Origin of the sequence: Proteiniphilum sp. (assembly GCF_040307845.1) — a bacterium.
Lineage (GTDB): Bacteria > Bacteroidota > Bacteroidia > Bacteroidales > Dysgonomonadaceae > Proteiniphilum.
Genome location: NZ_JAWRIS010000062.1, coordinates 153,694 through 166,232, shown reverse-complemented (window position 1 = coordinate 166,232; position 12,539 = coordinate 153,694). Strand labels below are relative to the sequence as shown.

General features: G+C 42.6%; 11 protein-coding genes. 8 read left to right on the top strand and 3 right to left on the bottom strand.

Annotated features, from left to right (window positions below; translation table 11 throughout):
- Window positions 1–5: 5 nt before the first annotated feature.
- On the bottom strand, window positions 6–596 hold the full coding sequence (locus ABV001_RS16435) for a thymidine kinase (RefSeq protein WP_352423799.1): 591 nt from the start codon (window positions 594–596) through the stop codon (window positions 6–8).
- Window positions 597–665: 69 nt separating this feature from the next.
- On the bottom strand, window positions 666–3,254 hold the full coding sequence (mutS, locus tag ABV001_RS16430) for a DNA mismatch repair protein MutS (RefSeq protein ID WP_352423892.1): 2,589 nt from the start codon (window positions 3,252–3,254) through the stop codon (window positions 666–668).
- A gap of 305 nt (window positions 3,255–3,559) precedes the next feature.
- On the opposite strand from mutS, the gene ABV001_RS16425 reads away from it, so the two are divergent.
- Genes ABV001_RS16425 through ABV001_RS16410 form a run of 4 tightly spaced genes read left to right on the top strand, consistent with a single transcriptional unit; the run spans window position 3,560 to window position 4,753 of the window.
- A complete protein-coding gene (locus ABV001_RS16425; protein WP_352423798.1) occupies window positions 3,560–3,754 on the top strand; it encodes a type II toxin-antitoxin system HicA family toxin in 195 nt (64 codons plus the stop codon).
- A 23-nt stretch (window positions 3,755–3,777) separates the two neighbouring features.
- Window positions 3,778–4,182 (top strand): CopG family transcriptional regulator, encoded by a 405-nt coding sequence (locus ABV001_RS16420; protein ID WP_352423797.1) that lies wholly within the window; start codon window positions 3,778–3,780, stop codon window positions 4,180–4,182.
- Between the two features lie 11 nt (window positions 4,183–4,193).
- The gene (locus tag ABV001_RS16415; RefSeq protein ID WP_323425117.1) at window positions 4,194–4,505 is read left to right on the top strand and encodes a GNAT family N-acetyltransferase; all 312 of its coding nucleotides are present in this window, start codon (window positions 4,194–4,196) and stop codon (window positions 4,503–4,505) included.
- Window positions 4,502–4,753 (top strand): helix-turn-helix domain-containing protein, encoded by a 252-nt coding sequence (locus ABV001_RS16410; RefSeq protein WP_502929914.1) that lies wholly within the window; start codon window positions 4,502–4,504, stop codon window positions 4,751–4,753. Before ABV001_RS16415 ends, ABV001_RS16410 begins: the two co-directional genes overlap by 4 nt.
- A gap of 12 nt (window positions 4,754–4,765) precedes the next feature.
- On the opposite strand, the gene ABV001_RS16405 is transcribed toward ABV001_RS16410, so the two are convergent.
- Window positions 4,766–5,452 carry an SIR2 family NAD-dependent protein deacylase gene (locus ABV001_RS16405; protein WP_352423796.1) on the bottom strand — a complete coding sequence of 229 codons (687 nt, stop codon included), beginning with the start codon at window positions 5,450–5,452 and terminating at the stop codon, window positions 4,766–4,768.
- A 171-nt stretch (window positions 5,453–5,623) separates the two neighbouring features.
- Between ABV001_RS16405 and bamJ (ABV001_RS16400) the strand changes: the two genes are divergently transcribed.
- The 4 genes from bamJ (ABV001_RS16400) (at window position 5,624) to ABV001_RS16385 (ending at window position 12,474) form a co-directional block, all read left to right on the top strand.
- Window positions 5,624–6,208 (top strand): BamJ family beta-barrel-assembly machinery protein, encoded by a 585-nt coding sequence (gene bamJ / locus ABV001_RS16400; RefSeq protein ID WP_352423795.1) that lies wholly within the window; start codon window positions 5,624–5,626, stop codon window positions 6,206–6,208.
- 124 nt (window positions 6,209–6,332) lie between these two features.
- Window positions 6,333–7,343: a BamJ family beta-barrel-assembly machinery protein gene (gene bamJ, locus ABV001_RS16395; RefSeq protein ID WP_352423794.1), complete on the top strand. Its 1,011-nt coding sequence runs from the start codon at window positions 6,333–6,335 to the stop codon at window positions 7,341–7,343.
- Between the two features lie 582 nt (window positions 7,344–7,925).
- Window positions 7,926–10,964 carry a SusC/RagA family TonB-linked outer membrane protein gene (locus ABV001_RS16390; protein WP_352423793.1) on the top strand — a complete coding sequence of 1,013 codons (3,039 nt, stop codon included), beginning with the start codon at window positions 7,926–7,928 and terminating at the stop codon, window positions 10,962–10,964.
- A 22-nt stretch (window positions 10,965–10,986) separates the two neighbouring features.
- Complete coding sequence (locus ABV001_RS16385) at window positions 10,987–12,474, top strand: RagB/SusD family nutrient uptake outer membrane protein (RefSeq protein ID WP_352423792.1); 1,488 nt, start codon at window positions 10,987–10,989, stop codon at window positions 12,472–12,474.
- Window positions 12,475–12,539: the final 65 nt, after the last annotated feature.

Here is a 12,539-nt window from a genome sequence, read left to right as displayed (position 1 = left end):
CCTTTTCACCTTTCCACTTTTTCACTTTTCCACTTCAAATAACATTTCCTGCAGAGGGGTTGGTACTCCTGTGTTTCACCCAGCATCACCTGTTTGTCGTTTTCCACCAGTCGGTGTGAATAGTTCGCCAGGTTGCCACATTGAACGCAGATGGCATGTACTTTTACCACATCGTCGGCAATGGCACATAATCCCGGCATCGGTCCGAAAGGGACGCGTTTGAAATCCATGTCGAGTCCGGCTACGATCACCCTTGTTCCCTGGTCGGCCAACTCCTGACACACATCCACCAATCCCATGTCGAAGAACTGCGCCTCGTCGATCCCGATCACTTCCGCGCCGGAAGAAAGCAGTAAAATGTTACTGGAGTGTTCTACCGGGGTGGAGGGGATTGTATTTTTATCATGTGACACCACTTCCTCTTCGGAATAGCGGTTATCGATGGAGGGTTTAAAGATTTCTACCGTTTGGCGTGCAAACTGGGCGCGTCGTAACCTTCGCAGTAGTTCTTCGGTTTTACCGGAGAACATAGAACCGCAAATGACTTCGATACGTCCGGTACGTGCTGTTTCGTTTAATTTATTTTCGTTATACATCTTTCGTCAGGATAGTTTCTTTTGATGTGTTTCCGGAGAGTTTGTCCGGTGCCGGAAGCATAAGGAGATTTATTTCCCTTTGACAATTTTCTTGATCTCATTCAGTTTGTTCAGCGCTTCAATAGGGGTTAGGTTGTTCACATCGAGGTTGATAATCTCATCCCGCACCTGGCTGAGGATCGGGTCATCCAGTTGGAAGAAGCTCAATTGGTATCCCTCCCGTTTTTCCACAAAATCCTGGATAGGTTTCTTTATCATCTCTTTGCGGTTGGAAGACTCCATCTGGGCAAGGATAGCATCTGCCCGTTTGGTGATACTTTGCGGTATACCGGCCATTTTTGCCACGTGGATACCGAAGCTGTGCTCACTTCCACCCGGTACCAGTTTGCGCAGGAAGATCACTTTATTATCGATCTCCTTTACTGCCACATTGTAATTCCTGATACGTTTGAATGATTTCTCCATTTCGTTCAGTTCGTGATAATGCGTGGCGAAGAGTGTTTTGGCGCGTGCTTTCGGGTTCTCATGTATATATTCCACTATTGCCCAGGCGATGGAGATGCCGTCGTAGGTACTCGTGCCGCGTCCCAGTTCGTCAAAGAGGATCAGGCTGCGGTCCGACAGATTGTTGAGTATATTGGCAGCTTCGTTCATCTCTACCATAAAAGTGGATTCCCCGAGCGAGATATTGTCTGAAGCACCTACCCGGGTAAATATCTTATCTACCAGTCCGATCTTTGCGGACTCGGCCGGGACAAAGCATCCAATCTGTGCCATCAGCGTGATAAGAGCTATCTGACGGAGGAGCGCCGATTTTCCTGCCATGTTGGGACCGGTAATAATGATGATTTGTTGGGTATCGCTATCCAGATAAACGTCGTTTGCGATAAACGGTTCTCCCGGAGGTAATTGTTTTTCAATTACCGGATGGCGGCCGTTTTTTATGTCGATTACTTCGGATTCATTGATCGCAGGGCGGATATATTTGTTTTCCTGCGCTACGTTCGCGAAAGAGAGAAGGCAGTCGACCCGGGCAATGATGTTGGCATTGGTCTGTATAGCAGGAATATATCCCAACAGGCTTTCGACCAATGAAGCATAAATACGGTTCTCAATTGAAATGATTTTCTCTTCGGCACCTAATATCTTCTCTTCATATTCTTTCAGTTCTGCTGTGATATACCGTTCGGCACTCACTAACGTCTGTTTGCGTATCCAATCTTCCGGTACCTTGTCTTTATGGGTGTTGCGTACTTCTATATAATAGCCGAACACATTGTTAAAAGCTACCTTTAGTGACGGTATGCCGGTCCTTTCGCTCTCTCGTTGCTGGATTCGCATCAGGTAGTCTTTGCCTGAGTAGGCAATCTGGCGCAGTTCGTCCAGTTCATTGTCTACACCTTTACTGATATACCCGCCCTTGTTCTGTAATGCCGGCGGATCGGGTACGATCTCCTTCCCGATACGATCCCTGATCGTGAGGCAGGGATCGAGTTTTTCTCCCATCTCCGCGATACTTTGGTTGTCGGATGAGAGAAACGCGTTACGGATCGGTTCTATGGCCGTAAGCGCCACTCTCAGTTGGGCTACTTCTCTCGGGTTGATTCTTCCTGTGGCTGCCTTGGAGATAATCCGTTCCAGATCGCCTATAAGGGAGAGTTGCTGTTCGATCAGCGTTTTCAATTCCGGTTCCCTGAAGAGATGTTCCACCACATCCAGGCGGGCTTCGATGGGTTTAGCCTCCCTCAGGGGAAATACTATCCATCGTCGTAACAGGCGTGAACCCATGGGCGAGATGGTCTTGTCGAGCACGTTGAGCAGACTTTTTCCTCCCTCGTTGAGAGGATTGATCAGTTCCAGGTTGCGGATGGTGAACCTGTCGAGACGCACGAAACGTTCTTCTTCAATACGCAACAAAGAGGTTATATGCCCAATATGTTTGTGTTGAGTGATATCCAGGTAATGGAGTATAGCCCCCGAAGCGATGATTCCCTGTGCGAGTTGATCTACTCCGAAGCCTTTTAAATTCTTTGTCTGGAAATGGGATAGAAGTCTGTCCCGGGCGCTGTTTTCTGTAAAAATCCAGTCGTCCAGTTCAAAAATAAACCATTGGGAACCGAAGGCCTCTTCAAACTTCTTTTTATTGCCCCGTTCAATGAGTATCTCTTTGGGTGAGAAGTTGGAGAGGAGCTTGTCGATGTCATCGACCATGCCCTCGGCGGTCAGGAATTCCCCTGTGGAGATGTCGAGGAAAGCGATCCCGAACAGGTTACCTTTTCCGATATGCACCGCGCAAAGAAAATTATTCTCCTTGTGGTTGAGTATATTGTCGTTGATGGAAACCCCCGGGGTGACCAATTCTGTAATTCCCCGTTTTACCAGCTTCTTGGTCATCTTGGGGTCTTCCAACTGGTCGCAGATCGCCACGCGTTTACCGGCGCGTACTAATTTTGGCAAATAGGTATCCAGCGCATGATGGGGAAATCCGGCCAATTCCACGAATTGCGCCGTGCCGTTAGCCCTCCTTGTGAGTGTGATGCCCAGTATTTCCGCCGCAACGATGGCATCGTCCGAAAATGTCTCATAAAAATCACCTACACGAAACAGCAATATGGCATCGGGATGTTTTGTCTTTATCTCGATATATTGCTTCATCATCGGTGTTTCCGCTATCTTCTTTCCCACAAACTTTATTTAAAATTACCAATTACCAATTACTAATTACCAATTATCGCGCAAAGTGTACTATCGGCGTAAGCTACATTATCATGCGCAGCATATTATCGACTGAAGTGCATTATCGTGCAAAGCACACTATAAGCGAAGCTAATTATCACGCGAAACGTATTAAAGAAGCGAAATTACAAAAAAAACGCGACTAGTGAAAAATATTTGCTTTTTCATGCTGAAATAATAGTATTTTTACTATCTTTGAGATGTCAGGCTATAATAAATGCAACGGTATGAAAAAGTATAAAGTAAAAGAAGTAATAGGCCTGTTGCTGGAAGATGAATGGTTTATTGCGAGGCAGAGGGGCAGCCACAAGCAATTTAAGCACCCTGTAAAGAAGGGGATAGTGGCTGTAAATGGGAAACCAAACGATGTATTGGATCAATTTATTTTAAATAGTATTTGGAAACAGGCAGGGTGGAAATAATCCTCCCTGCATAAAAATAGGATATGGAAAAAATTATCGCCAGAATTGGATACGCAGCACACAATTATAGCGCCTTGGTTGAACTGCCAAATGAAGTGGTGGCAGTTACTCATAAAACATTTGAGGGTATTAAGGAGGCAATTGCAGAATCACTCGAATTTTCCAGAGAGGGTCATCTTCACAGTAATGATACTATGCCTGGCTGGGTGAGAAATGGTTATGAGATTGAGTTTAAAATGGAAATATCGGCGCTTTTGCAATATTATGATGGTATTCTTACTCGTTCGGCTCTTTCACGGATAACGGGCATCAATGAGCGCCAATTGGGACATTATGCCACCGGATATCGTAAACCCAGGGAAAAGCTACGTGAGAAGATCATAGAGGGATTTCATAAATTAGGAAAGGAGTTTTCATCCGTCGTGTAGGTTATTGTATTATGTCGTTGAGCCACGCGTTTAAATTTTATAACCTGTTTAAACAGGATCCCAATTTCCGGAAAGCATGTTACGCCTGCAAATCGCGGGAGGAGTGGTTTGTATTCTCTGATAGTGAGTTCGAGGAAGTAATATCCTCTACCCTCTTCAGGTGCCTGATGGAAGCGATAGAAACGATTGCGAAAGAACGGCAATGCAGCAGGATAACGCTTGAAGTACGGGAAGACAATATGGTGGCGCAGCATCTGTATGAAAAGATGGGATTTGGTGAAACAGCACCGCCGATGCTTTACTGGCGGAAATATTTGGAATGATGGCAAAAAAGGCACTAAACGCCGAGACGAACTTGAAAGAGACTTTGAGTCGTTCAAAATTGGACTTTTATTGCGAAAAGCCAGAGAAGAAAAAACTGACACAACAGCAGCTTGGAGATTTAGTGGGCAAAAAACGGACTTACATTTCGAGAGTAGAAAATGACGGAAGCAATTTGACACTGAAAACCTTGTACTACATTATTGAAAAAGGATTTGGAGGAGAAGTTAGAATTTCAATCGAAGTATAAAAAGAGTGAAAATTACTTTAGCAGTTCTTTTAATTCCTTTACTCCTTCCGATGCCCCTTTCTGAATATGGTGGATATCGTAACGGTTGGTGTGTACATCCTTGGGGTCGATCAGGTATACCGGAACGCCTTTCCTTACATCGTTGAGTAATCCGGCTGCTGGATAGACGTTCATGGAGGTGCCGATGATAGCAAAGATATCAGCCTGATTACATATCTTTTCGGCTTCGTATATCATGGGGACCGCCTCGCCAAACCAGACGATATGGGGGCGTAACTGGAATCCCTTCTCGCACATGTCGCCCAGATGCAGGTCGGGATGTGCCGGGTCGATATCATAGATCAGTGAGTCATCCCCGGTGGAACGCGCTTGCATCAGTTCGCCATGCAAATGAATCACTTTCGTGCTACCGGCCTGTTCATGCAGGTTGTCAATGTTTTGGGTGATGATGTGCACATCGAAATCCTTTTCCATCTCAGCCAGTCCATAATGTCCTGCATTGGGCTTGGCCTTTATCAGTTCATGGCGGCGCATATTGTAGAAATTCAGGACTAATTCAGGGTTCATTTCAAAACCTTCGGGTGTAGCCACTTGTTCCACCGGATATTGCTCCCATAACCCGCCCGAATCCCTGAAAGTGGCAATCCCGCTCTCGGCACTCATCCCTGCTCCTGTTAATACTACCAGTTTCTTTTGCATAAGATATTTGTTTTTGGCTATGTTGTAACTGACAAATAGATCTTTTTCTCTGTTTTCTTAGTTTTTCCGTAAGTCTTTGGATTTCAAATATAACATTTTTCCACTTAAAACCAGCGTTATTTCATATTAAAATCTTACTTTTGTGAGTTAAAATCAAAAGGAAAAAGTTAGATGGACAAATTAAGTTACGCGTTAGGGATGAGTATGGCATCAAATCTGATGAATTCAGGATTGAAGCAAATCGATGTAGAATCGTTTGTGAAAGCTTTTACGGAGATTATGAGTAATACCACTCCCTCTATGAGCCCTCAGGAGGCCAACCAGGTTATTCAGAGTTATTTCAGCAAGATGCAGGACGAGATGCTGGAGAATAATCTGAAAGAAGGGGAGGCATTTCTGGAAGAGAACAGCAAGAAAGAGAGTGTCGTTACACTTCCAAGCGGATTACAATACGAGGTGCTTCAGGAAGGAATCGGCGCTAAGCCGAAAGCTACCGACAAGGTGAAATGCCACTATCACGGTACATTATTGAATGGTCAGGTTTTTGACAGTTCCGTGCAGCGAGGCCAGCCCGCCGTATTCGGTGTAAACCAGGTGATCAAAGGATGGGTAGAAGCTCTTCAACTGATGTCAGTCGGGTCGAAGTGGAGATTGTATATCCCTTCCGAACTTGCTTACGGTGCACAGGGAGCAGGGAACTCCATCGAACCCAATTCAACGCTTATCTTCGACGTAGAGTTATTGGGAATAGAATAAATATAACCCCGCATAATACACTATATTTAATATAGAAGAAACGAGCATGAAATGATTTCACCCAAGTTCCTGATTATTGCGAGTTCCATACATCAAAATAAAAAAATAAAATAATCGTATGAAAATGAAGAAAACAATTTTAGGCGCATTTTGTGCCATGACTATGCTGGCAGTGTTGATGGTATCCTGTGGAGGAGCCTCCACCCCGAAGACATCCCTGAAAAATTCTGTGGACAGTGTATCTTATGCCTATGGTGTGAGTATGGCTGAACAAGGATTGATGCAATTTCTTGAACAAAGTGGCGTATTGCAAGGCACCTCCAATATCGAGTATGATTATCAGATGAGGATTGCGGCAGCCGATTCTACCCAGAAAGGGGCATTGCAGAAAGAGATGGCGGCGAAGGTCGATTCAGTGAACAAGCTCAACGCTCCCCGTCTGAATGAATTTATCAGAGGATTAAAGGAGGCGATGAGCCTTGAGGAAAAATCTCCTTATGCCAACGGGTTGAGTATCGGGGTGCAATTTTCACAACAAATGTTGCCTCAGCTCAACACCATGCTTTACGGGGCAGAATCCACCCAGAAGGCGAATAACGACCAGATTATGGCCGGATTGATCTCCGTATTGAAGAATCAGCAATTGGCTATCAGTTCAATGGATGCCAATGCATTGGTACAGAAGGAAATTGAGAAAGCCCAGGAAGCGGAACAGGCCCGTCATGAAGAAGAACTTAAAGTGCAATATGCCGACAGTATTGCTGCCGGGAATGCCTTTCTTGCCGAGAATGCCAAGAGAGAAGGCGTGGTTACACTCGCCAGTGGGTTGCAATATGAGATCCTTCGTGAAGGCAACGGAGCGACTCCCACCGATACTGATCGAGTGAAGGTGCATTATCATGGCACATTGATCAATGGAGAAGTCTTTGATAGCAGTGTAGACAGGGGTGAGCCCTCTACATTTGGTGTGACTCAGGTGATCGCCGGTTGGACTGAAGCCTTGAAACTGATGCCCGTGGGGTCGAAATGGAAATTGTATGTCCCTTATAACCTGGCCTATGGAGCACAGGATCGCGGCACAATAAAACCTTTTTCCAATCTGATTTTCGAAGTAGAACTACTGGGAATAGAGTAATAGGTTTTTCAAAAAAACGGTAAGAAAGGGTGGCCCATAAAGGCCTCCCTTTTTTTTGTTTTGTTATCCTTTGAAGGAAGATATGTTCTGTCTTTTTTATATTGATTCCCTCAATATACGATAAAAAATAAAGATTTATTCAATTTTTACTTGCATAATGTTTTTTGACGGTGTATATTTGCACTATTATAGATTGTAAGGGTATGTCATTGGAATTTGTTAAAATATTTCGGTCTTTTCATTGCTGATTTTTAGCAGAATTTTTAATGAAATGTATAAGAAATAGGGGTGAAAATTTCAGTATGACGTTTTTTTTAAAAAAAAAGTGCAAAAAACCACGTAATTAAAATAAATGATTTATATTTGCGAAACGTATAGATAACCACGAAAATGTTAAAATAATGTAGAGTGACGCTGTGGAACTGGATAGTAGAGTTGTAGAGTCTCTGCTGGAGGAAAAGTGTTTGTATACTAATTACCCTGATGATTATTTTTTTTCTGTTAGTTAGTTAAAACTTTTCCGGAGTTTGGGAAATTTTGAAATATGAAATTATAATAGTGTTTAATTTAAAAGTAGAGTTTATGAAAAGAAAGCTAACAATGTTTTTAGCCCTATTCTTTATTGGAATAGGGCTTGCTGTGGCTCAGACCCAGGTGCGCGGTACCGTGGTGGATGAAACCGGCGAACCGGTGATTGGGGCTACCATCCAAGTCAAAGGAACGTCACAGGGAGCTATTTCCGATATCGACGGTAATTTTAACCTGTCTGCCCCTGCCAGTGGTACATTGGTTATTTCTTATGTCGGATATCAGACACAGGAGGTACCTGTAAGTGCAATTGTGAATATTACCTTGATAACAGATGCAGCGTTACTCGAAGAGCTAATTGTTACAGGATATGGTACATTTAGGAAATCTTCATTTACGGGGTCTGCATCAACGATGACTTCAAAGATTGTACAGGACGCTCCCATTTCTAATGTGCAATCGATGATGGCGGGTGCGATTGCGGGAGTGAAGGTCTCTGCTAACGCTGGACAGCCTGGGGGATTTACTTCAATGCGTATTAGGGGCTCCGGGTCTCTTTCTGCAAATAATAATCCTTTATATGTAATTGATGGTGTGCCTATGTTTCAGAAAGATATTTCAGAATTTACATATGCACAATCAGGGACAGATCCTATGGCGTTGATTAATCCCAGTGATATAGAGGATATTACTGTGGTGAAGGATGCTGCTGCTGCCTCCCTTTACGGGTCTCGTGCAGCTAATGGGGTGGTACTTATTACCACAAAAAGAGGTCGTGCAGGAAAACCTGTTGTTAATCTGAAAGCAGATTGGGGTACATCTGATTTTGCAATTGATTGGCGTCCTACTTTGAATGGAGATTCCCGTCGTGCACTTTTGAAGCATGGTTTTGAAAATTATTTTGTTGCTCAGGGTGATGATTTGGCCACTGCCAGCACAAAGGCTGAAAATAATTTGAACAGTGCGACTTGGTCTCAATTTGTGAATAAACCTGCAAACGGGTGGGTGAACTGGAAAGACCTACTATTACGCGATGCGTCTCGTAGTAATTACGAACTCAGTGTCAGGGGAGGTGACCAAAAAACCACTTATTTTGTTTCTTTGGGATATTTGGATAACGAAGGTGTTTCCATCCAATCCAACCTTAAGAGATACTCAGGAAGAGTAGGTATTGTTCATAATTCGGATAGATGGACCATTGATGCAAATGCTGCAATAGGAAAAACTATTCAAGATCGGAGTAACGAAGGAACTTCATATGCAAGTCCCATCATGACTGTATATGGAATCGGTAGTAGTCCTGCCTATAATCCGTTTAACGAAGATGGATCTTATGCTACTGGCGGTTATCCATTGAATCCAAGTTCGGCAACTAACCCACTTTCCAGTGCTGAATACAACTTTAATAATGCCAATTTATTCCGCTCAACTTCTGCAGCTAAATTAGGATATCGTCTATGGGACAACTTAGTTTTGAGCCAAAGGATAAGTTATGACGTTTTAAACAATAAGGAAATCGTTTGGTGGGATAGTCGTTCAGGGGACGGATTAAACTATAATGGTTTGAATCAGACTATCATGAGTGAGTATGAAACACTGGGAACCCAAACTCAGTTGACATATAATAAGACCTTGAATAATCTACACAGTTTCGATGCTTTGGCTGCTTTTGAGACAGAGGAGACCAAGTACAGTTATATATATGCTATGGGGTATGATTTTCCAAACGTCAGACTTCGGGAAATCGCGAGTGCCGCAGAAAGAGATGCTGAGACGAGTAAAGAAAAAACCCGCTTGATGTCTTTTCTGGGACGTTTGAATTATACCTATGCAGATAAATATTATCTGAGTGCGAACTTCCGTAATGATGGAACGTCACGTCTTTCTTCCGATTCCAGATGGGGCGCATTTTGGTCAGGATCAGGAGCCTGGAGATTCTCAAATGAAGAATTCTTTGCTCCATTGAGAGATGTTGTCTCTGATGCTAAGATCCGTTTTTCTTATGGGACAAATGGTAATCTCCCGAATGGATGGTATGCTTACCAAGGTGTGTATGGTTTTACCTATAAATATGCAGGTTCTGTTGGTTCGTCTGAAGAATCAATCCAGAATAATGCATTACGTTGGGAAAAGAACGAGGTTACTAATTTAGGTTTAGATGTGTCCCTTCTCAATAATAGGCTGAATGTTACCTTAGATCTTTACAATAGAAATACAAAGGATTTATTGTATGAAGTGCCTATCTCGCAAACAACCGGATTTAGCACTGCTTGGTCTAATATTGCCTCGATTAATAATAAAGGGATAGAACTGGACGTTAAAGGCAATATCATATCTCGGAGCGATTTTAACTGGACGGCTTCATTCAATATGGCATATAATAAAAATAAGGTTAAGAAAATTGGAACATCTGGTGATCCTGTGATTACTGGAGTTAGTATTATGGAAGTAGGAAAGCCATTGTACTCTATCTATGTGTATGAATATGCCGGTGTAGATCCTGAAACCGGTAAAGAATCATTCTATACCAATCAAGAAGGAAAAGAACGTGAAATAACTACTACGATTGCTGAAGCGGAAAAGAAAAATATGGGATCCGTTACACCCGATATTACAGGAGGTATTACCAATTCTCTTAATTATAAGGGGCTTGATTTCTCGTTTGTATTTACCTATTCTTTAGGTGGGCAAGTGTACGATTATGCTACATGGATGCAGGCTAATGGTGGTACTTATCAATATCGTTCAAATGTTCCTTCCTATTACAAGATAGACGATATGTGGAAACAGCCGGGCGATAATGCCAAACTTCCTGCATTTGTGTATGGAAACGTGAATACAGTATCTTCTCGTTGGTTATATTCTACTAATCATTTGCGGTTGAAAAATATCACATTAGGATATTCTTTGCCAAAACAATGGCTTAGCAATGTGGGAATTGGAAGAGTTCGTGCATACGTGTCTGGGTCAAATCTCTTGACATTTAAGAAAAAAGGATTGTATTTGGATCCCGAAACGCCAATTGATGGTCAGGTTACCTTTCAAACGCCACCTCTAAAGACTATTGCTTGCGGTATTGAAATAGAATTTTAATTAATTAGAAAACAGAATGAATATGAAAAATATTATAAAAGGATTGACAATAGCAATCGTAGCCACTCTGTTGGTTGCATGCTCTGACTACCTTGACACGGAACAGTATATTGCAATATCTTCAGAAGACGCGATTACAAATATTTCCGATGCAAGAGCCGCATTGACAGGTATGTATGACGGATTGCAAGGTAGCAGCACTAGAAATTCATATTATGCATCCCGTATGATATATTATGGAGATGTGAGAGGTGATGATATGCAAGCCAGTAGATCTGGCAATAGGACTTCTGCTGTATATGAAATGAGGTATACGAAAGATAATGCCCCTGCAATTTGGGAAGTTCCTTATAATGTAATTCGCCGTGCCAATAACATCCTTAAAGCATTTGACAATGAAATTGTTACTGATGCTACGGATGAGGAGGCTGAACTTATTAAAGGACAGGCTTTGGCTGTAAGGGCTTTGGTGCATTTTGATCTAGTACGTGTGTATGGTAAGCCATATGTTGTTGATCAGGGAGCTTCTTTAGGCGTACCCATTGTGACGGAACCCTTAGAACCAGCTGCTATTCCTTCTCGAAACAGTGTTGATGAAGTGTATAAGCAAGTTATTCAGGATCTGGAAAATGCAATTGGTCTGTTGCCGGCTTCAGGAGATACCGAACTTGGATATATAAATCATTGGGCTGCAAAGGCATTGCTTAGCCGTGTTTATCTTTATAAAGGAGATAATCAGCAAGCATTGAATCTGGCGCAGGATGTTATAAATAACTCACCCTATGAACTTTGGACTAATGCTGAGTATGCAGATGTTTGGGAAGATGAAGGTACGTCGGAAGTTATTTTTGAGATTGTAAACTATGATACAAGTGACTGGGGAGACCGTGAAGGAATTGGTTATCTAATGAGTGAGGCGGGATACTCTGATATGATTGTTACCACTACTTTTAGTAGTCTATTAGATGAAGACCCTGCTGATGTTCGTCATGCAATCGTAGATGCGTCTAAAGATGAGACGAATATTAAAACCTGGGGGACTGCTAAAATCTTTGTCAATAAATTCAGAGGTAAAACTGGATCTCAAATTCCTATTGCCAATATTCCAATATTACGTCTCTCTGAAGTGTATTTGAACGGTGCGGAAGCTGCGGTAAAACTGGGAGGATCTAACACTCAAATTGCGGCAGATTATGTGAAAGCAATAGCAGAACGGGCAAATCCTGCATCTACTGAATCAATAACTGCTGCCAATATCACTTTAGACAGGGTATTAAAAGAACGCAGAAAAGAATTAGTAGGAGAGGGGCATCGGTTTTTCGACTTAATGCGTAACAACCTTACTTGCACACGTTATACTAGTGAAGCAGATATGGGACGCCATTATATATTAGCCGAACCGGATTCAAGACAGTTCGATAATAAGTATTTCAGGACAATTTTGCCAATCCCAATTGCTGAAATGAATGCCAATCCTTCTTTGAAAGATCAGCAGAATGCTGGATATTGATCAGGAGGTGTTAATTCCTAAATATGTAAATTTAAAGGCTGGCTCTTTTATGAGTCAGCCTTTAT